This is a genomic window from Mycobacterium sp. NGS69, assembly GCF_059812165.1.
Map to the genome: position 1 here is coordinate 14,238 of NZ_JCALCD010000003.1, position 22,712 is coordinate 36,949.

Annotated in this window: 20 protein-coding genes and 1 riboswitch; of the genes, 10 read left to right on the forward strand and 10 right to left on the reverse strand. The window is 68.3% G+C overall.

Annotated elements, in window-relative coordinates:
- Positions 1-100: 100 nt before the first annotated feature.
- From dacB1 to AC5Y2S_RS09295, 4 genes are read left to right on the forward strand one after another with little or no spacing between them, the layout of a single operon-like run.
- Positions 101-1,336: a D-alanyl-D-alanine carboxypeptidase DacB1 gene (gene dacB1, locus AC5Y2S_RS09280; RefSeq protein WP_499955736.1), complete on the forward strand. Its 1,236-nt coding sequence runs from the start codon at positions 101-103 to the stop codon at positions 1,334-1,336.
- Positions 1,333-2,691: a sugar porter family MFS transporter gene (locus tag AC5Y2S_RS09285; RefSeq protein WP_499955738.1), complete on the forward strand. Its 1,359-nt coding sequence runs from the start codon at positions 1,333-1,335 to the stop codon at positions 2,689-2,691. Before dacB1 ends, AC5Y2S_RS09285 begins: the two co-directional genes overlap by 4 nt.
- A complete protein-coding gene (gene nagA, locus AC5Y2S_RS09290) occupies positions 2,682-3,800 on the forward strand; it encodes an N-acetylglucosamine-6-phosphate deacetylase (RefSeq protein WP_499955740.1) in 1,119 nt (372 codons plus the stop codon). Before AC5Y2S_RS09285 ends, nagA begins: the two co-directional genes overlap by 10 nt.
- A 50-nt stretch (positions 3,801-3,850) precedes the next feature.
- Positions 3,851-4,219 (forward strand): DoxX family protein, encoded by a 369-nt coding sequence (locus AC5Y2S_RS09295; RefSeq protein ID WP_499955742.1) that lies wholly within the window; start codon positions 3,851-3,853, stop codon positions 4,217-4,219.
- Positions 4,220-4,231: 12 nt separating this feature from the next.
- On the opposite strand, the gene yhjD is transcribed toward AC5Y2S_RS09295, so the two are convergent.
- Positions 4,232-5,260 carry an inner membrane protein YhjD gene (gene yhjD / locus AC5Y2S_RS09300; protein ID WP_499955744.1) on the reverse strand — a complete coding sequence of 343 codons (1,029 nt, stop codon included), beginning with the start codon at positions 5,258-5,260 and terminating at the stop codon, positions 4,232-4,234.
- A gap of 8 nt (positions 5,261-5,268) precedes the next feature.
- A complete protein-coding gene (trpS, locus tag AC5Y2S_RS09305) occupies positions 5,269-6,288 on the reverse strand; it encodes a tryptophan--tRNA ligase (protein ID WP_499955746.1) in 1,020 nt (339 codons plus the stop codon).
- Positions 6,289-6,419: 131 nt separating this feature from the next.
- Here trpS and ephH point away from each other — a divergent pair, with 131 nt between their 5' ends.
- Positions 6,420-7,217 (forward strand): epoxide hydrolase EphH, encoded by a 798-nt coding sequence (ephH, locus tag AC5Y2S_RS09310; RefSeq protein WP_499956505.1) that lies wholly within the window; start codon positions 6,420-6,422, stop codon positions 7,215-7,217.
- Here ephH and AC5Y2S_RS09315 read toward each other — a convergent pair.
- Together AC5Y2S_RS09315 and AC5Y2S_RS09320 are read right to left on the reverse strand one after the other, a co-directional pair.
- Entirely contained in the window at positions 7,214-8,443 is a 1,230-nt protein-coding gene (locus AC5Y2S_RS09315) for an NADP-dependent isocitrate dehydrogenase (protein ID WP_499955748.1), read from the reverse strand. The two genes, ephH and AC5Y2S_RS09315, sit on opposite strands and share 4 nt — an antisense overlap.
- A 27-nt stretch (positions 8,444-8,470) precedes the next feature.
- Positions 8,471-10,717: an NADP-dependent isocitrate dehydrogenase gene (locus AC5Y2S_RS09320; protein WP_499955750.1), complete on the reverse strand. Its 2,247-nt coding sequence runs from the start codon at positions 10,715-10,717 to the stop codon at positions 8,471-8,473.
- Positions 10,718-10,874: 157 nt separating this feature from the next.
- Positions 10,875-10,992: riboswitch (SAM riboswitch) on the forward strand.
- Positions 10,993-11,146: 154 nt separating this feature from the next.
- Here AC5Y2S_RS09320 and AC5Y2S_RS09325 point away from each other — a divergent pair.
- Genes AC5Y2S_RS09325 through AC5Y2S_RS09335 form a run of 3 tightly spaced genes read left to right on the forward strand, consistent with a single transcriptional unit; the run spans position 11,147 to position 14,411 of the window.
- Positions 11,147-12,520 carry a bifunctional o-acetylhomoserine/o-acetylserine sulfhydrylase gene (locus tag AC5Y2S_RS09325; RefSeq protein ID WP_499955752.1) on the forward strand — a complete coding sequence of 458 codons (1,374 nt, stop codon included), beginning with the start codon at positions 11,147-11,149 and terminating at the stop codon, positions 12,518-12,520.
- A gap of 11 nt (positions 12,521-12,531) precedes the next feature.
- Positions 12,532-13,680, forward strand: a complete 1,149-nt coding sequence (gene metX, locus AC5Y2S_RS09330; protein ID WP_499955754.1) for a homoserine O-acetyltransferase MetX — start codon at positions 12,532-12,534, stop codon at positions 13,678-13,680.
- Positions 13,677-14,411: a class I SAM-dependent methyltransferase gene (locus AC5Y2S_RS09335; RefSeq protein ID WP_499955756.1), complete on the forward strand. Its 735-nt coding sequence runs from the start codon at positions 13,677-13,679 to the stop codon at positions 14,409-14,411. The genes metX and AC5Y2S_RS09335 overlap by 4 nt, the downstream gene beginning before the upstream one ends.
- Before the next feature lie 10 nt (positions 14,412-14,421).
- Here AC5Y2S_RS09335 and AC5Y2S_RS09340 read toward each other — a convergent pair whose 3' ends face one another.
- From AC5Y2S_RS09340 to AC5Y2S_RS09355, 4 genes are all read right to left on the reverse strand, one after another.
- A complete protein-coding gene (locus AC5Y2S_RS09340; protein ID WP_499955758.1) occupies positions 14,422-15,675 on the reverse strand; it encodes a PE-PPE domain-containing protein in 1,254 nt (417 codons plus the stop codon).
- Between the two features lie 60 nt (positions 15,676-15,735).
- Complete coding sequence (locus AC5Y2S_RS09345; RefSeq protein ID WP_499955760.1) at positions 15,736-17,118, reverse strand: HNH endonuclease signature motif containing protein; 1,383 nt, start codon at positions 17,116-17,118, stop codon at positions 15,736-15,738.
- Between the two features lie 501 nt (positions 17,119-17,619).
- Positions 17,620-18,024, reverse strand: coding sequence for a VOC family protein (locus AC5Y2S_RS09350; protein ID WP_499955762.1), 405 nt, complete (start codon positions 18,022-18,024; stop codon positions 17,620-17,622).
- Positions 18,024-19,463, reverse strand: a complete 1,440-nt coding sequence (locus AC5Y2S_RS09355; protein WP_499955764.1) for an FAD-dependent oxidoreductase — start codon at positions 19,461-19,463, stop codon at positions 18,024-18,026. Before AC5Y2S_RS09355 ends, AC5Y2S_RS09350 begins: the two co-directional genes overlap by 1 nt.
- 268 nt (positions 19,464-19,731) lie before the next feature.
- On the opposite strand from AC5Y2S_RS09355, the gene AC5Y2S_RS09360 reads away from it, so the two are divergent.
- Positions 19,732-20,199, forward strand: a complete 468-nt coding sequence (locus tag AC5Y2S_RS09360; RefSeq protein ID WP_499955765.1) for a DUF732 domain-containing protein — start codon at positions 19,732-19,734, stop codon at positions 20,197-20,199.
- Here the strand turns inward: AC5Y2S_RS09360 and AC5Y2S_RS09365 are convergent.
- A complete protein-coding gene (locus AC5Y2S_RS09365; RefSeq protein WP_369807245.1) occupies positions 20,196-20,471 on the reverse strand; it encodes a DUF3017 domain-containing protein in 276 nt (91 codons plus the stop codon). The two genes, AC5Y2S_RS09360 and AC5Y2S_RS09365, sit on opposite strands and share 4 nt — an antisense overlap.
- A gap of 1 nt (position 20,472) precedes the next feature.
- The gene (locus tag AC5Y2S_RS09370) at positions 20,473-21,315 is read right to left on the reverse strand and encodes a bifunctional methylenetetrahydrofolate dehydrogenase/methenyltetrahydrofolate cyclohydrolase (protein WP_499901553.1); all 843 of its coding nucleotides are present in this window, start codon (positions 21,313-21,315) and stop codon (positions 20,473-20,475) included.
- A 39-nt stretch (positions 21,316-21,354) separates the two neighbouring features.
- On the opposite strand from AC5Y2S_RS09370, the gene AC5Y2S_RS09375 reads away from it, so the two are divergent.
- Positions 21,355-22,563 (forward strand): NADH:flavin oxidoreductase, encoded by a 1,209-nt coding sequence (locus AC5Y2S_RS09375; RefSeq protein WP_499901554.1) that lies wholly within the window; start codon positions 21,355-21,357, stop codon positions 22,561-22,563.
- Positions 22,564-22,712: the final 149 nt, after the last annotated feature.

A 22,712-nucleotide genomic window follows, 5' to 3' on the forward strand; every position in this document is an offset into this window, starting at 1 on the left:
CTGCGCACCCGCGCGGGCGGGCCGCTTTGTAACATCTGTCCCATCAGTCACAGCGCGGCTCCCGGGAATTGGGCCGCCGATCGCCTAGTCTGCTGACACAATGTCCCTGTTACGTTCCGCGTCATGCCTGGCAGCGACGCTTTTCCTGGTCGCCGCGCCGGTCGCCGCCCCGCTCGCGTCCGCCGAACCGGCTCCGGGCCCCAACGCCGGGCCGCCGAACTGCCCGTACCAGGTGAACACCCCGCCCGCGGTGGACTCCTCGGAGGTGCCGGCCGCCGGCGATCCGCCGATCCCGCTGGCGGTGCCCCCCAAGCCGGTCGGCGGCGAGGCGCTGGGCGGCTGCGGCGTCGTCGCAGCACCCGGGACGCCGCCCCTGCCGGGCGACGTGTCGGCCGACGCGTGGCTGGTGGCGGACCTGGACAGCGGCGCCGTCATCGCCGCCAAGGACCCGCACGGCCGCCACCGCCCCGCCAGCATCATCAAGGTGCTGGTCGCGATGGCCTCCCTCAACGCGCTGCCGCTGAACAAGTCCGTCGAGGGCACCGCCGACGACGCGGCGGCCGAGGGCACCAAGGTCGGCGTGACCGACGGCGGCGTCTTCACCGTCAATCAGCTGCTGCACGGCCTCTTGATGCACTCCGGCAACGACGCCGCGCACGCGCTGGCCATGCAGCTCGGCGGGATGCAGCAGGCGCTGGAGAAGATCAACGTGCTGGCCGCCAAGCTCGGCGGCCGCGACACCCGGGTGGCGACCCCGTCGGGGCTGGACGGGCCAGGCATGAGCACGTCGGCCTACGACATCGGCCTGTTCTACCGCTACGCCTGGCAGAACCCCACCTTCGCCGGCATCGTCGCGACGCGCACCTTCGACTTCCCCGGCCACGGCGACCACCCCGGCTACGAGCTGGAGAACGACAACCAGCTGCTCTACAAGTACCCCGGCGCGCTGGGCGGCAAGACCGGCTACACCGACGACGCCGGGCAGACGTTCGTGGGCGCGGCCAACCACGACGGACGGCGGCTGGTGGCGGTGCTGCTGCACGGGACGCGCCAGCCGATCGCGCCGTGGGAACAGGCGGCGCACCTGCTGGACTACGGGTTTTCCACGCCGCAGGGCACCCAGGTCGGCACGCTGATCGAGCCCGATCCGTCGCTGATGGCCACCAAGCACGACGGCGCCGCCGACCGGCCGGGCGCCGGCCCCCAGGCCGCCGGGCTGATGCCGTCGGCGGACGCGCTGCCGGTGCGGGTGGGCGTCGCGGTGATCGGAACGATCATCGTGTTTAGTTTGATCATGGTCGCGCGCTCGATGAACCGCCGACCGCAACACCGGTGACGGCACGGCGCGCCCCGTCGCGGCGGGGCCTGCTGCTCGGGCTCACGGCCGCCAGCGTCGGCGTCATCTACGGCTACGACCTGTCCATCATCGCCGGCGTGCAGCTGTTCGTCACCGAGGACTTCGGGCTCACCACCCGGCAACAAGAGCTGCTGACGACCATGGTGGTGATCGGTCAGATCTTCGGGGCGCTCGGCGCCGGCGTGCTGGCCAATGCGATCGGCCGGAAGAAATCGGTGGCGCTGATCCTCGTCGCCTACGCGGCGTTCGCGCTTCTCGGCGCGTTCTCGGTGTCGCTGCCGATGCTGTTGGCGGCGCGCTTCCTGCTGGGCCTGACGATCGGCGTGACCGTGGTGGTGGTGCCGGTGTACGTGGCGGAGTCGGCCCCCGCGGCGGTGCGGGGCTCGCTGCTGACGGCCTATCAACTGGCGATCGTCAGCGGACTCGTCGTCGGCTACCTGACCGGTTACGCGCTGGCCGGCGCGCACGCCTGGCGGTGGATGCTGGGGCTGGCCGCCGTGCCCGCAATGCTGCTGCTGCCCTTGCTGATTCGGATGCCCGACACGGCCCGGTGGTACGTGCTCAAGGGCAGGGCCGACGAGGCGCGCGCCGCTCTGCTGCGCGCGGACCCCACCGCGAACGCCGACGAAGAGCTGGCCGAGATCGCGAGCGCTTTGAACGAAGGGAGCGGCGGCTTCTCCGAGATGCTGCGCCGACCGTACTTGCGGGCGACCGTGTTTGTGATCACGCTCGGCTTCCTGATCCAGATCACCGGCATCAACGCGATCATCTACTACAGCCCTCGGATATTCGAAGCGATGGGCTTCACCGGCAATTTCGCCCTGCTGGCCCTGCCGGCGCTGGTTCAGGTCGCCGGACTGGCGGCCGTGGGCACGTCGCTGCTTCTGGTGGACCGGTTGGGCCGGCGCCCAATCCTGTTGTCCGGCATCGCCATGATGATCGCCGCCGACGTCGTTTTGATGGCCGTGTTCGCCCAGGGCCGTCTCGGCGGCGCCGGACTGGTGTTCGGGTTCGTCGGCGTCGTGGTGTTCATCTTCGGCTACACCGCGGGCTTCGGCTCCCTGGGCTGGGTGTACGCGAGCGAGAGCTTCCCGTCGCGGCTGCGGTCCATCGGCTCCAGCACGATGCTCACCTCCAACCTGGTGGCCAACGCGATCATCGCGGCCGTGTTCCTCACGCTGTTGCATTCCCTGGGCGGCGCTGGCACTTTCGCGGTGTTCGTGGCTCTGACCCTGGTCGCATTCGTGTTCGTCTACCGGTACGCCCCGGAGACCAAGGGGCGCCAACTCGAGGACATCAGGCACTTCTGGGAAAACGGCGGTCGATGGGACTGATCCGTTCGGGGACGATGGTTCTCGACGGGCAGGTCTGCCGGCCGGGATGGCTGGAGACGGCCGGCGGGCAGGTCCGGGCCTGCGGCGCCGGGCCCCCGCCGGGGCCGGCCGACCGCGAATTCCCGGATTGCGTTGTGGTGCCGGGCTTTGTCGACATGCACGTGCACGGCGGCGGCGGCGCCTCCTACACCGACCCCGACGCCATCGACGCCGCCGCGGAGTTTCACCGGCGCCACGGCACCACCACCACGCTGGCCAGCCTGGTCACCGCCGCGTCGGCGGAGCTGATGGCCGGCGTCCGCGCGCTCGCCGCGGCCACCCGGCGAGGCACGATCGCGGGCATCCACCTGGAAGGTCCCTGGCTGAGCCCGGCCCGCTGCGGGGCGCACGACCCCACCCGGATGCGCCACCCGGACCCCGCCGAGATCGATGCCGTGCTGGCGGCCGGCGATGGCACCGTCCGAATGGTCACGCTGGCGCCCGAACTGCCGGGGGCCGACGACGCGATCCGGCGCTTTCTGGACGCGGATGTCGTTGTGGCCGTGGGCCATACCGACGCGAGCTACGAACAGACCCAGCGGGCCATCGCCGCGGGCGCCACGGTCGGCACCCACCTGTTCAACGCGATGCCGCCACTGCACCACCGCGAACCGGGGCCCACGCTCGCGTTGCTGCGGGACCCCGGGGTGACCGTCGAACTCATCGCCGACGGCGTGCACGTGCACCCGGAGGTGGTGCGCGCGGTCGTCGCGGCCGCGGGGCCCGACCGGGTCGCCCTGGTCACCGACGCGCTCGCCGCGGCCGGCTGCGCCGACGGGACGTTTCGGCTCGGCGCGGTGCCCGTCGACGTCGCGTCGGGCGTGGCGCGGGTGCATGGCACGTCGACGATCGCCGGCAGCACCGCCACCATGGATCGGCTGTTCCGCACCGTGGCCGCCGACGCGGGGCTCACCGCCGCGGTCGCGATGACGGCGGCGACGCCGGCGCGGGCGCTGGGCCTCGAGCGGGTGGGCGGCCTGCGGGCGGGCCACGACGCGAATCTGGTTGTGCTGGACGGCGCTTTGCATGTGACGGCCGTCATGGTCCGCGGCGATTGGTGTCACGTCTAGGCCCGCCGCCCCGTCATACCTCTGAGTAGCCAACAACTCAGGAGGTCATGATGAACGTCTTGCTCTGGACACTGCAGGCGGCGCTCGCCGCGGTCTTCACCGCGTCCGGTCTGGCCAAGATCAGCCGGCCCAAGGACCGGCTCATCGCAAGTGGGCAGACCGGCGTCGCGCCGTTCCCGCTGCCGGTGATTCGCGTCACCGCGTTTTGCGAATTGCTGGGCGCCGTCGGCATTCTGCTGCCCCGGCTGCTCGGGGTGGCCGTGTTCCTCACGCCGCTCGCCGCGGCCGGCTTCGCCGTCGTCATGGTGGGCGCCATCGGATCGCATGTCTACCTTCGCGAACCGCGCAACGTGGCGCTCACGGCGCTGATCTTCGTCGCCGCCGTCACCGTGGCCGTCGGCAGGACCGTCGGGCTGTGAAACCGGCGAGGACTAGCGGAACCGGCGGGTCAGCCGGGAAAAAGCGAGCGCACCAACGGCTCCCACGCCCATCGCGGTCAGCGTCTGCCGCGTGGACAGCCCCTCGTCCAGCTGCACCCGCGGGGCGATGATCGCCGGCGGCGGGGGCTCCACGTGCGCGGCGCGCGGATCGCGGGACGCGGTGGCGGCCCAGGCGGCGGCGAACAGCACCAAATACGCTGTGACGTAGGAGAACACCATGAGGCCCAGCACCGGCCCGAAGACCGCCCCGGCGGGGCTGCGCAGCACCGCCTTCAAATACAGCGACGCCACCTGCTTGAACAGCTCGAAGCCCGTCGCCGCCAGCAGACCGGCCCGCATCGCGGCGACCGGGTCCACCTTCTCGCGCGGCAGCCGGGCGATCATCCAGCTGAACAACAGCCACGACACGAACAACGAGATCAATATCGAGAACAGCCGGAACAGCCAGTTGAACACCGAGAACTGCGGTATGCCAAGCCATCTCAGGACCGCGCCCATCGGCGCCTCGTGGCCCAGCGTGCTCAGCGCCACGGTGGCCAACATGACCATGAACGTCCCCAGCATCGCCACCAGGTCCGACAGCTTGTTGCGCAGGAACCCCGGCGACTCGATGCGCTTGTCCCACCACATCTCGGTCACCGCGCCGCGCAGGTGCGAGATCCAGCCCACGCCCGCCCAGGCGGCGGTGGCCAGCCCGATGACGCCGACAGAGGTGCGCGCGTCTATCGCCGAATTCATCAGGTCGACCAGCTGCTGCGAAAGGGCGCCAGTCACCGAGGACCGGATGTGGTCGTCGATCGTGTTCAGCAGCTGGGGCCGGCGCGACAGCAGGAACCCGAACGCCGCGAAACCGACCATCAGCAAGGGGAATAACGCGAAGATCGTGTAGTAGGTGAGGCCGGCGGCGTAGAAGCCGCCGTTGCGCTCGTCGAAACGCTGATAGGCGCGCAGGACGTGGTCGAGCCACCGAAACCGGGCCCGCAGCCGGTCCAGGATGCCTGGCTTGGCCGGCTCGCTCATGCGCAACCCTATTCCCGCATCGGAAGGAACCCGAGTCGATCGTAGACCCGCCGAACGGTCTTGCCCGCGACCTCCTCGGCGCGCTGCGCCCCGGCCGCCAGCACCGACTCCAATTCGGCACGGTCCGACATCAATTCGTCGACGCGCGCCTTGATCGGGCCGACGAATTCGACGACGGCCTCGGCGGTGTCCTTCTTCAGGTCGCCGTAGCCGCGCCCCACGTAGCCCTCGACGAGCTTGTCGATGCCGACCCCGGTGACCGCCGACTGGATGGTCAGCAGGTTCGACACGCCCGCCTTGGCCTCGGTGTCGTAACGGATCTCGCGCTCGCTGTCGGTCACCGCGGAGCGAATCTTCTTGGCCGACAACGCCGGATCGTCGAGCAGGTTGATCAGCCCGGCGTCCGTGGCCGCCGATTTGCTCATCTTCGACGTCGGGTCGGCCAGGTCGTAGATCTTGGCGGTCACCTTGGGAATGAGCACGTCGGGCACGACGAAGGTGTCGGGGAAGCGACTGTTGAACCGCTGCGCCACGTCGCGCGCCAGCTCGAGGTGCTGGCGCTGGTCCTCGCCCACGGGCACCAGATCGCTGTCGTAGGCCAGCACGTCGGCCGCCTGCAGCACCGGGTAGGTGAACAGGCCCACCGTGGTCGAGTCACTGCCCTGGCGCGTGGACTTGTCTTTGAACTGCGTCATCCGCGATGCCTGCCCGAAGCCGGTGAAGCAGCCCAGCACCCACGCCAGCTGGGTGTGGGCGGGCACGTGGCTCTGCACGAACACGGTGCTGCGGTGCGGGTCGATGCCGAGCGCCAGGTACTGCGCGGCGGTGACCAGGGTCCGGCGGCGCAGCGCCTCGGGATCCTGCGGGATGGTGATCGCGTGCAGGTCGACGACGCAGAAGAATGCGTCGTGGTCGTCCTGCAGCGCCACCCACTGGGTGATGGCGCCCAACGCATTACCCAGGTGAAGCGAGTCGGAGGTGGGCTGCACGCCGGAGAATAGCCGGCGGGATCCGGTAGCGGTGCTCATGATGTCCCGATCTTTTCACGGGCGGAAGGCCCGTTGTTTGCAGTACCGGCGGTACCGCCATTACTGTCGGGTCCATGGGGAACACCGTGGGGACCCGGCCGCCGATCCACCTCGGTTCGGGAGAACCGATTCTGCTGCTGCATCCGTTCCTGCTGTCGCAGGCGGTGTGGGAGGACGTGGCCCGGCAGCTGGCCGACACCGGCCGCTACGAGGTCTTCGCCCCGACGATGGCCGGCCACAACGGCGGCCCGAGGGCCGGCACCTGGTTCCTGTCGTCGGAGGTGCTCGCCGACCACGTCGAGCGCCAAATGGACGAAATGGGCTGGAAAACCGCCCACATCGTGGGCAACTCGCTGGGCGGCTGGGTGGCCTTCGAGCTGGAGCGGCGCGGCCGGGCGCGCAGCGTCACCGGCATCGCGCCGGCCGGCGGTTGGACGCGCTGGACCCCGGCAAAGTTCGAGGTGATCTTCAAGTTCGTCCTGGGCATCCCGCTGTTGCTGCTCGCCTGGGCGTTCGGCCCCAAGGTGATGCGCCTGCCGTTCAGCCGCCGGCTCGCCACCTACGCGATCAGCGCAACGCCGGACGGGGTCAGCGACGCTCAACTGCTCGGCTGCATCGACGACGTCGTGCACTGCCCCGCCTACTTCCAGCTGCTGGTCAAGGCCACGCTGCTGCACGGACTGCGGGAGGTCGCGCAGAACGCCGTCCCGGCCCACCTGGTGATCTGCGAGAAGGACCGGATCCTGCCCGCGCCCAGGTTCAGCCGGCACTTCACCAACCAGCTGCCCAAAGACAGTCACCAGGTCACCAAGCTCGACGGCGTGGGGCACGTGCCGATGTTCGAGGCGCCCGAGCGGATCACCGCGGTGATCACCGACTTCATCGAGGAACAGTGCCCGTCGGCGGGCCGCGAACAGCCCGCGGGCTAGCCAGCTAGCGCCTTCTCCAAATTCTCGGCGATGGAGTTCAGGAACTCCTCGCTTTGCTGCCATTCCTGCTCGGGGCCGATGAGGATGGCCAGGTCCTTGGTCATCTTGCCGCCCTCGACGGTGGCGATGACGACCTCTTCGAGCTTCTTGGCGAACTCGATCACCTCGGGGGTGTCGTCCAGCTTGCCGCGGTGCTGCAGCCCCCGGGTCCAGGCGAAGATCGACGCGATCGGGTTCGTCGAGGTCGGCTTGCCCGCCTGGTACTGCCGGAAGTGGCGGGTGACGGTGCCGTGCGCGGCTTCGGCCTCGACGGTCTTGCCGTCGGCCGTCATCAGTACGGACGTCATCAGCCCCAGGGAACCGTAGCCCTGCGCGACGGTATCCGACTGCACGTCGCCGTCGTAGTTCTTGCAGGCCCACACGTAGCCGCCCTCCCACTTGAGGCAGGCCGCCACCATGTCGTCGATGAGCCGGTGTTCGTAGGTCAGCCCCTCGGCTTCGAACTGCTCCTTGAATTCCTCGTCGTAGATGCGCTGGAACTCGTCTTTGAACATGCCGTCGTAGGCCTTGAGGATGGTGTTCTTGGTGGACAGGTACACCGGCCATTTGGCGTTGAGGCCGTAGGCGAACGAGGCGCGCGCGAAATCGCGGATGGAATCCTTGAAGTTGTACATCCCCATCACCACGCCGCCGTCCTCGGGAATGGACACCACCTCGTGCACCATCGGCTCGCTGCCGTCGGCCGGCGTGAACGTCAGCGTGACTGTGCCGGGCTTGTCGACCTTGAAGTTCGTCGCGCGGTACTGGTCACCGAACGCGTGACGGCCGATGACGATCGGCTTGGTCCAGCCCGGAACCAGCCGCGGCACATTGGAGATCACGATCGGCTCGCGGAAGATGGTGCCGCCCAAGATGTTCCGGATCGTCCCGTTCGGCGACAGCCACATCTTCTTCAGGTTGAATTCGTGGACCCGGGCCTCGTCCGGGGTGATGGTCGCGCACTTGACGCCCACGCCGTGCTTCTTGATCGCATAGGCCGCGTCGATCGTCACCTGGTCGTCGGTGCGGTCGCGGTGCTCGATGCCCAGGTCGTAATAGTCCAGGTTGATGTCGAGGTGCGGCAGGATCAGCATGTCCTTGATGAGCTTCCAGATGACGCGGGTCATCTCGTCGCCGTCGAGCTCGACTACCGGGCCCTTGACCTTGATCTTGGATTCGTTGGACATTCGAGTTGGACTTTCTTCTCGCGGCTCTCAGCCTTGGGAGGCTTGCGAAGCTGCTAGCGCTTCGTTGAACGTTTTGCTCGGCCGCATCACTGCAGTCGTCTTCTCCGTGTCCGGGCGATAGTAGCCGCCGATGTCGACCGCCTCGCCCTGCACCTCCGCGAGTTCGGCGGCGATGGTGTCCTCGTTGCGGCTCAACTCATCGGCCAGCGCGGCGAAGTGCTCACGCAACTCTTCGTCGTCGGATTGCGCGGCGAGTTGCTCGGCCCAGTACAGCGCCAGGTAGAACTGGCTGCCGCGGTTGTCGAGCTCGCCCGTCTTGCGCGACGGGCTCTTGTTGTTCTCCAACAGCTTTCCGATCGCCGCGTCCAGCGTCTTGCCGAGGATCTTGGCGCGCTCGTTGCCGGTCTTGATGCCGATGTCTTCGAAACACGCTCCCAGAGCGAGGAACTCGCCTAGCGAGTCCCAGCGCAGATGGTTTTCCTCGACGAGCTGGTGGACGTGCTTCGGCGCCGAGCCGCCCGCCCCGGTTTCGTACATTCCGCCGCCGGACATCAGCGGCACGATGGACAGCATCTTGGCGCTGGTGCCGAGCTCCAGGATGGGGAACAGGTCGGTGAGGTAGTCGCGCAGGATGTTTCCGGTCGCCGCGATGGTGTCCTGCCCGCGCATCGCGCGCTCGATCGTGTGCCGCATCGCGCGCTCCTGCGACATGATCTGGATGTCCAGGCCCTCGGTGTCGTGATCGGCCAGATAGGTGTTGACCTTCTTGCGTAGTTCGCTCTCGTGCGGGCGCCACACGTCCAGCCAGAACACCACCGGCATGCCCGAGTTACGCGCCCGCGCGACGGCCAGTTTGACCCAGTCGCGGATCGGTTCGTCCCTGACGATGGGCATGCGCCAGATGTCGCCGGCTTCCACGTTCTGCGTCAGCAGGACTTCCCCGGTGTCGATGTCGACGATGTTGGCGACGCCGTCCTCGGGGATCTCGAAAGTCTTGTCGTGCGAGCCGTATTCCTCGGCCTCTTGCGCCATCAGCCCGACATTCGGCACGGTGCCCATCGTCGTCGGATCGAACTGCCCGTGGGTCTTACAGAAGTTGATGATCTCCTGATAGATGCGGGAGAAGGTCGACTCGGGGTTGACGGCCTTCGTGTCCTTCTGCCGCCCGTCGGCGCCCCACATCTTGCCGCCGGCGCGGATCATCGCCGGCATCGACGCGTCCACGATCACGTCGCTGGGCGAATGGAAGTTGGTGATGCCCTTGGCCGAATCGACCATCGCCAGCTCGGGACGGTGTTCGTGGCAGGCGTGCAGGTCGCGAATGATCTCGTCGTGTAGCGACGCCGGCAGCGACTCGATCTTGTTGTAAAGGTCCACCAGTCCGTTGTTGACGTTGACGCCGAGCTCGTCGAAGAGCGCCTGATGCTTGGCGAAGGCGTCTTTGTAGAAGATCTTGACGGCGTGGCCGAAGACGATGGGGTGCGATACCTTCATCATCGTCGCCTTGACGTGCAGCGAGAACATCACGCCGGTCTCGTAGGCGTCCTGCATCTGTTCCTCGTAGAACTCGCAGAGCGCCTTCTTGCTCATGAACATGCTGTCGATGATGTCGCCCTTGCGCAGCGACACCATGGGCTTGAGCACGATCGTCTCGCCGCTCTTGGTCTCCAGCTCCATCTTCACGTTGCATGAGCGGTCCAGCGTCATCGACTTTTCGCCGTGGTAGAAGTCGCCGTGCCGCATGGTCGCGACGTGGGTGCGCGACGCCTGAGACCACGGCGCCATGCTGTGCGGGTGCTTGCGCGCGTACTCCTTGACCGCCTTGGGTGCACGGCGGTCCGAGTTGCCTTGTCGCAGTACCGGGTTGACGGCGCTGCCCAGGCATTTCGCGTAGCGGTCGCGGATTTCGGAGTCCTCGTCGGTCTTCGGACTCTGGGGGAAGTCCGGAATTTTGAATCCCTTGTCCTGTAGTTCCTTGACGGCGGCTACCAGTTGGGGCACCGAGGCGCTGATGTTCGGCAGCTTGATGATGTTGGTGTCGGCCAGCTTCGTCATGCGGCCCAGCTCTGCCAGGTTGTCCGGAACCCGCTGCTCGTCGGTCAGGTCCTCCGGGAACTCGGCGAGGATCCGGGCGGCGACGGAGATGTCACTCGCCTCGATCTTGATGCCCGCCGGCTCGGCGAAGGCTCGCACGATCGGCAGGAACGCGTAGGTCGCCAGCAGCGGCGCCTCGTCGGTCAGCGTGTAGATGACGGTCGGCTGTTCGGCGCACACGGTCCATCTCCCGGCGTCATTGGTCAGTGAATGATGGTTCTCAGCGTTCTGGTTGCCACGTTATCAAGGGTGTTTGGACAGGTGTCGACCGCGCATTGGGATCTTCATTGGCATCTCCGTTGGCATGGACTCACCGCAATGAGATAGGCTTCACATCGGTCATGAGTGCCAGCGCTAAGCCCCGGCTTGCTGGCCGGCAACCCTCCAACCGCGGTGGGGTGCCCCGGGTGAAAGACCAGGTCTAGTAGCCACAGGCTGCGCGGCAAGCGCGGGTCCGCCATACCGGACCCCTGACTAGAGGGGAAACGTGATGCGCATTCATCAAGCTCATTGGCATGCCTTTGTCTGCGGTTTTGTCTGCCGTCGGTAGTCCGACCGCGCACTCCCCGATACCCGAATTCATGCCCTGCTGAGAAGAAAGCACCGCACGTGAGCTCCCAAAACAACGAAACCAGCCCCGAAACGGACCCCGCCGCGCACTGGTCCTTTGAGACGAAGCAGGTCCACGCCGGCCAGAGTCCCGACCCCGCGACCCACGCCCGGGCCCTGCCGATCTACCAGACCACGTCCTATGTCTTCGACGACACCACGCACGCCGCCGCGCTGTTCGGGCTCGAGGTCCCGGGCAACATCTACACCCGGATCGGCAACCCGACCACCGACGTCGTCGAGCAACGCATCGCCGCACTCGAGGGCGGGGTGGCCGCGCTGTTCCTGTCCTCCGGGCAGGCGGCTGAGACATTCGCCATATTGAACCTCGCGAGTGCCGGAGATCACATCGTCTCCAGCCCGCGGCTCTACGGCGGCACGTACAACCTGTTCCACTATTCGCTGCCGAAGCTCGGCATCGAGGTCAGCTTCGTCGACGATCCCGACGACCTCGATTCGTGGCAGGCGGCGGTGCGGCCGAACACCAAGGCGTTCTTCGGCGAGACCATCTCCAACCCGCAGATCGACATCCTGGACATTGCCGGGGTTTCCGGGGTCGCCCACGCCAACGGTGTGCCGCTGATCGTCGACAACACCATCGCGACGCCCTACCTGATCCAGCCGTTCGCGCACGGGGCCGACATCGTGGTGCACTCGGCCACCAAGTACCTCGGCGGGCACGGCTCCGCGATCGCCGGCGTGATCGTCGACGGCGGCACCTTCGACTGGACGCAGGGCCGCTTCCCCGGATTCACCACGCCCGACCCCAGCTATCACGGCGTGGTGTTCGCCGAGCTGGGACCGCCGGCGTACGCGCTCAAGGCCCGCGTGCAACTGCTGCGCGACCTGGGCTCGGCCGCCGCGCCGTTCAACGCGTTCCTGGTGGCCCAGGGCCTGGAGACGCTGAGCCTGCGCGTCGAGCGGCACGTCGCCAACGCGCAGCGGGTCGCCGAGTTCTTGGAGGCCCATGACGGCGTGCTGTCCGTCAACTACGCGGGGCTGCCCAGCTCACCGTGGTACGAACGGGGAAAGAAGCTGGCACCCAAGGGAACCGGAGCCGTGCTGGCCTTTGAGCTGGCCGGTGGCATCGAGGCCGGCAAGGCGTTCGTGAACGCGCTGCGGCTGCACAGCCACGTGGCCAACATCGGCGACGTGCGCTCGCTGGTGATTCACCCGGCGTCGACCACGCATGCCCAGCTTTCGGCCGAGGAACAACTGGCCACCGGCGTCACCCCCGGCCTGGTGCGGCTGGCCGTCGGCATCGAAGGCATCGACGACATCCTGGCCGATCTGGAGCTCGGCTTCGCCGCGGCCCGGAAATTCGGGGCGCAAGGGGCCGGGGCGGCCGACCCGCAAGCCGTGGCGGCGTTCTGAGGGGTCCTGACATGACGATCTCCGACGTCCCGACGCAGACGCTGCCCGCCCAAGGCGAGGTCGGCCTCGTCCACATCGGCTCGCTGACCACCGAGAGCGGTGCGGTGATCGACGACGTGTGCATCGCGGTCCAGCGCTGGGGCGAGCTGTCGCCGACGCGCGACAACGTGGTGATGGTCCTGCACGCGCTCACCGGCGACTCGCACATCACCGGGCCCGCCGGGCCCGGGCATCCCACGCCCGGCTGGTGGGACGGCGTGGCCGGCCCGGGCGCGCCGATCGACACCGACCGCTGGTGCGCGGTGGCCACCAACGTGCTCGGCGGCTGCCGAGGCTCGACCGGCCCCAGCTCCCTGGCGCGGGACGGAAAGCCCTGGGGCTCAAGGTTTCCGCTGATTTCCGTGCGTGACCAGGTGCAGGCCGACATCGCCGCGCTGGCCGCCCTGGGCATCGACCAGGTGGCCGCCGTGGTCGGCGGATCCATGGGCGGCGCAAGGGCTTTGGAATGGATCGTCGGCCACCCCGACCGGGTGCGGTCCGGGCTGCTGCTGGCCGTCGGCGCGCGCGCCACCGCCGACCAGATCGGCACGCAGGCCACGCAGGTGGCGGCCATCAAGGCCGACCCGAACTGGCGCGGCGGCGACTACTACGAGACCGGGGCATCGCCGGACGCCGGGTTGACGATCGCCCGCCGCTTCGCGCACCTGACCTACCGCGGCGAGGTCGAGCTCGACACCCGCTTCGCCAACGACGCCCAGAACGACGAGGATCCGGCCCCCCCATTTGGCGGCGGCCGCTACGCCGTGCAGAGCTACCTGGAGCACCAGGGCGACAAACTGTTGGCCCGCTTCGACGCCGGCAGCTACGTCATCCTCACCGAGGCGCTGAGCAGTCACGACGTCGGCCGCGGACGCGGCGGCGTCGAGCGCGCGCTGCGCGGTTGCCCGGTGCCGGTGGTGGTCGGCGGCATCACCTCCGACCGGCTCTACCCGCTGCGCCTGCAAAAGGAGCTGGCCGAGCTGCTGCCGGGCTGCTCCGAGCTGCGCGTCGTCGACTCCATCTGCGGGCACGACGGGTTCCTGGTGGAATCCGAGGCCGTCGGCGAGTTGATCCGCAAGACGCTGGATTTGGCGGACCCGGCTGATAGGGGTCGGCGATGATCCACTCCAGCCAGGAACGCTCCCTGTCGTTCGGCTCGGCGGCCGCCGCCTACGAGCGTGGCCGCCCCTCCTATCCGCCGGAGGCGATCGACTGGCTGATACCGCGCGGCGCGCGCCAGGTGCTGGATCTGGGCGCGGGCACCGGCAAGCTGACCACCCGGCTGGTGGAACGCGGTTTCGACGTGGTGGCCGTCGACCCGATCCCCGACATGCTTGAGGTGCTGCGCTCCTCGCTGCCGGAGACCCGCGCCCTGCTGGGCACCGCGGAAGAGATTCCGTTGGAGGACAACAGCGTTGACGCCGTGGTCGTCGCCCAGGCATGGCACTGGGTGGATCCCGAGCGGGCGATCCCGGAGGTGGCCCGCGTGCTGCGGCCCGGCGGGCGGCTCGGCCTGGTGTGGAACACCCGCGACGAACGGCTGGGCTGGGTGCGCGAGCTGGGCGAGATCATCGGCTCCGACGGCGACGGGGGCCGCTTCGACGTCTCGCTGTCCACGTCGTTCTCCGAGCCCGAGCGCCATCAGGTGGAGTGGACGAATTACCTTACGCCGCAAGCCCTGATCGACCTGGTGGCGTCCCGCAGCTACTGCATCACCTCGCCGACCGAGGTCCGCAGCCGAACGCTCGACCAGGTGCGAGAGTTGCTGGCCACGCATCCGGCGCTGGCGAATTCGAACGGCCTCGCGCTGCCGTACGTCACGGTGTGCATCCGGGCGGCGTTGGCCGGTTAGTTCGTTCGCGTCACGAGAAGAGGTTCGGCAACGGGGGCAAGCCTTGCAGGGTCCCCTGCAAGAAGTACGGACCGGCGTTCGGCGTCAGGGACGAGTAGCCGTCGTCGACGATCGGATGCAGAAACGCGTTGAGGTCGCTGACGATTGGCTGCGGGACGCCGAGCTGCTGGAGCGGGTACAGCATCGGCAGGGTCGGAGCCGGGACCATGTCGGTGGTGATCGTGCCGCCCAAGGAGGTGGTCACGCTGGAGACCTGCACGGCGTCCGACATCGAGACCAGCGACGTGGTGTTGTGGTTGTAGATCCCGGCGGCCAGCGAGTTCACCCAGGCCGGAATATTCCACGGGCGATCGGGCGGATTGCCGAAGAAGTCGTACTGACCGAACACCACGCTGACGTCGTACTGGGTGTTCGGCACGCCGTGCACGGTGTAGTCGACGAAAGGCACGGTCACCCCGTTCGGCAGGTAGGTGTGGAACAGGCCGGACTCGGGGCCGTTGAACATCGCGAACTGCAGGGCGCCATGCGGTGGCGCGGTCGGGTCCGCGGCCAGGGCGGCCAATTCGCGGTTGACGACGAGGGTTCCCTCCGAGAGCGCGGCGATACGCACCGGTGAACCGTTGCCGTTGGCGAACGCATTGAAGATCTGGTCGTTGAGCGCTCGCTGTCCCATGGCGACGGCCTGATTGACGCCGGGCGCGGCCAGGCTACCGCTGAGGAAGCCGATGCTGGCCGGGTAGTTGACCACCTGGGGGGTGGTACCGGGGAACCAGTTCTCCCCGATGGCGTGGTTCAGCAGGTCGTACCCCTGCAGGATCGACACGGAGATCGGCCCCGGGATGCTGCCCGCGTACACCAACTGCCCCAGATACGGCAGATTGGTGATGAAGTTCGGGTAGTACAGCGGCCCCGCGCCGGGAACCGTGATCCGCGTGCCCGCCGCCGCGGCCGGGACCGCCGGGCTCCCCAACAGCGCCTCGGCCGTTGCGATCTCGGTGGTCAGATACGTGTTGGCGTTCGCCGCCAGGGTGTTCACGAACCTGTCGTGCAACTGCACGGCTTGCGCGGTGACCGCCTGGAATTCCAAGCCGTGCGCGCCGAACAACCCGGCGATGCACGTCGACACCTCGTCGGCGCCCGCGGCCAACAGCGACGTGGTGGAGTTCGCGGCCGCCGCGTTCGCGGCGTTGACCGCGGACCCGATCCCGGCCAGATCCTCGGCAGCAGCCGACAACAACTCCGGCGTGGCCAGGACGTACGACACCCGGTGCCTCCTTGCCCCCGGACGCGATCAGTGGCTGTGAGGCTACTCGCGGCCGGGGCGCTAGGCGTGGCTTTCGTCGTCCTCGCTGTCGTCGTCATCTTCGGTGTGGAGGAGTTTTTCGGGGTGATGAAAGGTGTTGATTCGGGGTTGTCCTCGATCAAGATGCGGCGGGGGGATCCATTCGGTGTCGCCGTGGGCGTTGGTGCGGGTAGTCCAGCCTTGTTCGGCGAGGCGGTTGTCGGGTCCGCAGGCCAGGGTGAGGTCGTCGATGTCGGTGCGCCGGGTGGCTTTCCAGGCGGTGACGTGGTGGACCTGGCTGTGATACGCGGGGGCGTCGCAGCCCGGTTTGGTGCAGCCGCGATCGCGGGCGTAGAGCATGATGCGCTGCGCGGGTGAGGCCAGCCGTTTCGTGTGATAGAGCGCCAGCGGCTTGGCCCCATCGAAGATCGCCAGATAGTGGTGGGCGTGGCCGGCCCAGCGGATCACATCCGACATCGGCACCAGGGTGCCGCCGCCGGTCAATGCCTTGCCGGTGGCGGCCTCAAGCTCCTTGAGCGTCGTCATCGCCACGATCGACACCGGCAGCCCGTTGTGGCTGCCGAGCTCGCCGGAGGAGAACAGCGCGCGCAGCCCGGCCAGGAACGCGTCGTGAGAGCGCTGGGCGGTCGATCGGGTGTCGCGGTGCACCGCGTCCTCATCCGGAGTGTCGCCGACCACCGGGGTTTCGTCGTCGGGGTTGCACGCGCCGGGCGCGGCCAGCTTGGCCAACAGGGCCTCGATCGCGGCGCGTAATTCCGGGGTTACCAACCCGCTCAGGCGCGACATCCCGTCGAATTCCTGCCCGCCCAGGACGATGCCGCGCCGGCGGGCCCGCTGCGCATCACTGAAATCCCCATCCGGGTGCAGCCAGTCCATGATCCGCTGGGCATACTTCGCCAACTCGTCGGGGCGATACCCGCGAGCCTTCCGCGCCAGATCCGCCTCGGCAGCCTCCCAGGTCCACGGGTCCACCTCCGCGGGCAGGTGGGCGAAAAACCCGCGGATCACCCGCACATGCCCATCCCCGATCAACCCCTCCCGCTGCGCGGCCGCCGTCGCGCCTAGTTGCGGGGCCAGCGGCTCACCGGTCAACGCCCGCCGCTCACCCAAGTCCTCGGCCTCGGCGATGCGCCGCCCGGCCTCGGCTTTGGTGATCCGCAACCGGTCGGCCAGCGCGCAACACAGGTTGCCGCCCAGTTCTGCCGGAGTGGCCTGCGCGTCGAGTTGGTTGATCAACGCGTGCTGGGGGGCGCGCAGCCGACGCGCCACGCGCTCGAGGCGCTCCACGGCGCGTAGCCGTTCCGGGGTGGTGAATACGTCAAACGACAACCCGGACAAGCGCTCCAACTCGTGATCGAGCGCGTCGAAAACCTCGATGATCTCCTCACGACTGCTCGAACCCATGCCCCGAATCTTACGAACGGCCACCGACAAGAATCGCCGCCATGTGACCACCGAAACTACAGTGGCACAAGTTATTTCGTTGGCACCGCTGTTAGACGCGGTGGGGCCCGGAATGGTTCCACGAATTCGCCAAAGGGATCCTGCGGCAGGATCTGTTGTCCGCCCGGGCCGCTGATGATGTCGTCACAAAAACTCACGCCCGCCGGGTTCCCGCGCTGCCGCAGATGATCACCGCACGTTCCGACTCGGCGGTGTGGAAGGTCGCCGATTTGTTGACCCAGTAGCTGGGCATCGAGTCCACCAACGCGCACCCGCTACCTCAACCCGCTCGCCGAGGCGGGAATCCTCGTGGAGACGACTAGTGGAACCCGCGCGTTCACCTCAAGTGCTCGCCCCGCTCGACGCGTTCGCCGAACGGGCCGGGCGGCGAGGCTGACGCTGCGTCGAGCTGTCGCACGCCTCAGAAGTAAAGCATGTCAAGGTTTCTAGGCTGAGCACCAGTTATGCGGTTGCGTTAGCCCCTATGGTGCGGGGTGCCGGCTGGAACAGCTCCACGAGGTTTCCGGAGGGATCCCACAGCAGGACCTGCTGCCCGCCCGGGCCGCTGATGACGTCGTTGCGGAAACTCACACCGGCCGCGCGCAGCCGCTCGACCTCGGCCGAGATGTCTTCGACGACAAGCTGAATGCGGTTCCAGCCGCCGGGCTCCGGTGCGGCGCCGTCGGGCATCGGACGCGCCGCCGAGCTCTTGGGCCCGGCCAGCAGCAGCTGCAGCGGGCCGCGCACGACGGCGGCGAACGCGGGCGCGGCGTTCAAGTCGACGCTGAAACCCAGGTGGGTCGTGTAGAAGTCGACGGCCGCCCGGACGTCGTCGACGAGGTAGCGCACGCGCGCGAGTTCGGCCATCAGATGTTCAGCCCTGAATACATCACCCGGTTCGGGTCGTACTTCTGCCGAACCGTCGCCAGCTGCGACAGGTTCGAGCCGAAGTAGCGCGATGGCGAGCTGTTGGGCTCCAGGTAGTTGACGTAGCCGCCGACCGAAAACTGTTGCACCGCTTGGTGCGCGGAACTGAGCCACTGCTGCGCAGCGGCCACCTGGCTGGCGGCCGGCTCGACATACCACTGCAAGAGGACCGACTGTTTGCGCCACGGAAACGCGGTGTCTCCCGACCCCACGTCGCCGGCGGCGCCGTCCAGCGGGTCGATCAGCACCGACGCCTTGCCGCCAGAGGCGGGCCACTGACCGATCGCGGTCGCGATGGCATGCGCCGCAGCGGAATTCATCGTCGAGAGCACGTCGGAGCCGGCTACGAACCCGACGGGCGAGGCCGTCGAGCTGCCCCCGGCCAGGTACGTCACCAGGTCCATGTGGCCGAGCGTCTTGTTCACGACGGCGGTCGGCGCGACCCCGACGGCGGACTTGATGGCGTCGACCACACCCGAGCCGGCGCCCGCGGGGCAGGTCGCCAGCACGTGGCAGTTCGGCTGGCTCCCGACCGAGAGATCGACTATCCCCCAGGTGTTTCGGTCGGCGGCGCTCAGCCACGACTGCCAGCCGGACAGCACCTGCACGGCGGATGCCGGCGGGAAGTCGAGCCGGACCACGTCGCTGTCGGCGGTCGCGAAGGTCCCGAATGTCATCGACGTCGTGACCCCGAGGTTGCCGCCGCCGCCACCGCGCAACGCCCAGAACAGATCCGGATGATCGTTGGCCGACGCGGTGACGACGTCGCCGCTGGGCAACACCACGGTGGCCGACTGCAGGGCATCACACGTCAGGCCCGCGTGGCGGCAATCGGCGCCCACCCCGCCGCCCAGCGCCAGCCCCCCGATCCCGACGGTCGGGTAGGTGGCGGTCGGGATGGCGCGCCCCGCGCCGGCCAGCCCCTGATGCACCGCGTACAGCGTGGTCGCCGGCATCACCGTGGCGTTGCCGGCGCCGTCGACGTTCAGCCCGCCGGGAAGCCCGCGCAGGTCGATGACCATCGTGCCGTTGGAGCTCGACGCGCCGATGTACGAGTGCCCGCCCCCGCGGGGGGCGATCTTGAGCCCGTTGGCCGTCGCGAACGCGACCGCCTTCTGCACGTCGGACTGCGACGACACCCTGACCACCGCCGCCGGATTGGAATTGTTGTAGAGCGAATTGAAAACCTGCTTGCCCGAGGAGAATTGGGCGCCGCTGGCCGGCAGCAAGACGTTGCCCCCGATGGAGGAGGCCAGGCCTCCCCAACCGGTGGCGGGGTCCGCCGCGGCGCGCGCGCTACCGAACACCGCTGCGGTGGCCAGCATTCCGGCTCCGCGAAGGAACGTCTGACGCGAGATGCCCGTCTGATTCGTCGTCATGGGCCGGATTCTGGTCCAAACGGCTACTGAAAATACGGCCTCCGGCCGAGTGTCAGGTCACAGTGTGGCCTCGATCCGCCCTCGATCCGCCGGAGCCCCTCGGGGCACGTGCCAGCCCGATAATCGACGTCGCGCGGGCGATCCCCTCACGAAACGCTTATTGTGCAAACCTTTATCGCACCGTGTTGTAAACGTGACAGAAATAGATCAGAGTTCCTAGCGTGACTGGAGTGCAATCAGAGCACCCGGCGAGACACGGGAGGCTGGCATGAAGGCACTCACAGCGGAGACGCAACGTTGGATCTGGCTGTTTCGTCACCAGCCGCTGAGCATCCGCCTGCTGGCCGGGGCCGCCGCCCTGCTCACCGCCGCCGCCGCCTTCGCCGCGCCGGCCGAGGCCGACGCCGGGGCCGACGACGCCTTCATCGACGCGCTGAACCACGCCGGCATCGACTTCGGCGAGCCCGGCAACGCGATGTCCGTCGGAGAGTCCGTCTGCCCGATGCTCGCCCAGCCGGGCGGGAACTTCGCCGCCGTCGCCGCGACCGTCAGCCACCGCGGGCTGTCGCCACAGATGGCGAAGCTGTTCACCACCATCGCCATTCAGTCGTACTGCCCGCAGGAGATGGCCAACATCGCCAGCGGCAACCCGGCCGCCGGCATTCCCGGGGGCCTGCCCGGGCTCGCCGGAGGCATCCCCGGCATCCGCCAAATCCCCGGTATGCCAGGGGCTTAACGGGTTCCCAGCGGATCGATCGTCGACGCGATGTAGACCATCGCCGCGGCCACCGTCGCGGTGGTCAGGAAGTCGATGCCCCGGCTGCGCACGACCAGCAGGCCGGCCCGCTCGTCGGACAACACCAACCGCAGTACCGCCGCCACGCCGACCCCGATCCCGATCAGCAGGGCGCCGCGACGCCAGAAGTTGGCCGCCGCCAACACAAATGCGGCGGCGAAGATCAGCTCGACCAACAGGATCGGCCACTGGGCCCGTAACGTCGCGCGCACGCTATCCCTCGGCCAGTTCGACCACGTTGGTCAACAGGAACGCGCGGGTAAGAGGCCCGACGCCACCGGGATTCGGGGACACGTGACCGGCCACCTCCCACACGTCGGGATGCACGTCGCCGGCGAGCTTGCCGTCCACCCGGCTGACGCCGACGTCGAGCACCGCGGCGCCGGGACGCACCATGTCGGCGGTCAGCATGTGCGGCACCCCGACGGCGGCGACGATGATGTCCGCCTGCCTGGTCAGCGCCGGCAGGTCACGAGTTCCGGTGTGGCACAACGTCACCGTCGCGTTCTCGGAGCGGCGGGTCAGCAGCAGCCCCAACGGGCGCCCGACCGTCACACCGCGGCCGATGACCACCACGTGCGCGCCGGCGATCTCGACGTCGTAGCGCCGCAACAGGTGCACGATGCCGCGCGGCGTGCAGGGCAGCGGCGCGGACTTGTTCAGGACCAGCCGGCCCAGGTTGGTCGGGTGCAGCCCGTCGGCGTCCTTGTCGGGGTCGACGCGCTCCAGCGCCGCGTTCTCGTCGAGCTGCTTGGGCAGGGGCAACTGCACGATGTAGCCGGTGCACTGCGGGTTGGCGTTCAGCTCGTCGATGGTCTCGTTGAGCTGGGCCGTGCTGGTGTCGGCGGGCAGGTCGCGGCGGATCGACGTGATGCCGACCTTGGCGCAGTCGGCGTGCTTGCCGCGCACGTAGGCCTGCGAACCGGGGTCGTCGCCGACCAGGATGGTGCCCAGCCCGGGCGTGCGGCCCGATGCGGTCAGTGCGGCGACCCGCTGGGTGAGGTCGACGAAGATCTCGTCCCGGGTGGCCTTGCCGTCCAGCGTGATTGCGCCCACGCCTGACAGTGTTCCACGTCGAAGGTTTACGCTCCTCGCATGTCTACCCCTCCAGACGTGCTCAGCCCGGCCAAGCTGGGGCCCATCACGCTGCGCAACCGCACCATCAAATCCGCCACCTTCGAGGCGCGCACGCCCAACGCCCTGGTGAGCGACGACCTGATCGAATACCACCGCCTGCCGGCGGCCGGCGGGGTGGGCATGACGACCGTCGCCTATTGCGCGGTGTCCCCCGGCGGCCGCACCGAGGGCAACGGGATCTGGATGCGCCCCGAGGCGGTGCCAGGGTTCCGGCGGCTCACCGACGCGATCCACGCGGAGGGCGCCGCGGTGAGCGCGCAGATCGGGCACGCCGGCCCGGTCGCCAACGCCAAGTCCAACAAGGCCAAAGCCCTGGCGCCGGTGCGGTTCTTCAACCCGATCGGGATGCGCTTCGCCAAGAAGGCCACCCGCGACGACATCGACGACGTGATCGAGGGGCACGTCAACGCGGTCCGGCTCGCCATCGAAGCCGGCTTCGACGCGGTCGAAATCCATTTGGGCCACAACTATCTGGCGAGCGCGTTCCTGTCCCCGCTGATCAACCGCCGCAACGACGAATTCGGCGGATCGCTGGAGAACCGGGCCAAGGTCGCCCGCGGGATCGTCATGGCGGTGCGGCGCGCGGTGGAGAAGGAGGGCACGCCGATCGCGGTCACCGCCAAGCTCAACATGTCCGACGGGGTGCGCGGCGGCATCAGCACGAAGGAATCGCTGATCACCGCCAAGTGGCTGCAGGACGATGGCGGTCTGGACGCGATCGAGCTCACGGCGGGCAGCTCGCTGGTCAACCCGATGTACCTGTTCCACGGCGACGCGCCGATCAAGGAATTCGCCGGCGCCTTCAAGCCGCCGCTGCGCTGGGGCATGCGGATGACGGGCAAGAAGTTCCTGCGCGAGTACCCCTACCGCGAGGCCTATTTACTGCGCGACGCCAAGCTGTTCCGCGCCGAACTCACCATGCCGCTGATCCTGCTCGGTGGCATCACCAACCGGGAAACGATGGACCTCGCGATGGCGGAGGGATTCGACTTCGTCGCGATGGGCCGGGCGCTGCTGGCCGAGCCGGACCTGATCAATCGGATCGCCGCCGACGGCGCCGCGCACAGCGTGCATTCGGCCTGCACGCACTGCAATCGGTGCATGCCGACGATCTACACCCGGACTCAATGCGTGATCACCGGCGCGCCGGACGCTTTGGCCCGCTGACGATGCGCGCCGCGAACGCGGCGGGAGGTTGCGTGAGTTGAGGGTCTCGAGTGTGAGCTCACGGCCTTGAGTGTGCTGACGGGGCGGGGATTTCCGGCGGGTTCCGCCCAGGCTTCACGATGAAAGCCAAGGCTTCACAATCGAAGCCC

Bases quoted from the DNA above. Each gene is read 5' to 3' on its own strand.
- dacB1 (WP_499955736.1), top strand. From the start codon at position 101: ATGTCCCTGTTACGTTCCGCGTCATGCCTGGCAGCGACGCTTTTCCTG.
- nagA (WP_499955740.1), top strand. From the start codon at position 2,682: ATGGGACTGATCCGTTCGGGGACGATGGTTCTCGACGGGCAGGTCTGC.
- AC5Y2S_RS09295 (WP_499955742.1), top strand. From the start codon at position 3,851: ATGAACGTCTTGCTCTGGACACTGCAGGCGGCGCTCGCCGCGGTCTTC.
- yhjD (WP_499955744.1), bottom strand. From the start codon at position 5,260: ATGAGCGAGCCGGCCAAGCCAGGCATCCTGGACCGGCTGCGGGCCCGG.
- trpS (WP_499955746.1), bottom strand. From the start codon at position 6,288: ATGAGCACCGCTACCGGATCCCGCCGGCTATTCTCCGGCGTGCAGCCC.
- AC5Y2S_RS09315 (WP_499955748.1), bottom strand. From the start codon at position 8,443: ATGTCCAACGAATCCAAGATCAAGGTCAAGGGCCCGGTAGTCGAGCTC.
- metX (WP_499955754.1), top strand. From the start codon at position 12,532: ATGACGATCTCCGACGTCCCGACGCAGACGCTGCCCGCCCAAGGCGAG.
- AC5Y2S_RS09335 (WP_499955756.1), top strand. From the start codon at position 13,677: ATGATCCACTCCAGCCAGGAACGCTCCCTGTCGTTCGGCTCGGCGGCC.
- AC5Y2S_RS09345 (WP_499955760.1), bottom strand. From the start codon at position 17,118: ATGGGTTCGAGCAGTCGTGAGGAGATCATCGAGGTTTTCGACGCGCTC.
- AC5Y2S_RS09350 (WP_499955762.1), bottom strand. From the start codon at position 18,024: ATGGCCGAACTCGCGCGCGTGCGCTACCTCGTCGACGACGTCCGGGCG.
- AC5Y2S_RS09355 (WP_499955764.1), bottom strand. From the start codon at position 19,463: ATGACGACGAATCAGACGGGCATCTCGCGTCAGACGTTCCTTCGCGGA.
- AC5Y2S_RS09360 (WP_499955765.1), top strand. From the start codon at position 19,732: ATGAAGGCACTCACAGCGGAGACGCAACGTTGGATCTGGCTGTTTCGT.
- AC5Y2S_RS09375 (WP_499901554.1), top strand. From the start codon at position 21,355: ATGTCTACCCCTCCAGACGTGCTCAGCCCGGCCAAGCTGGGGCCCATC.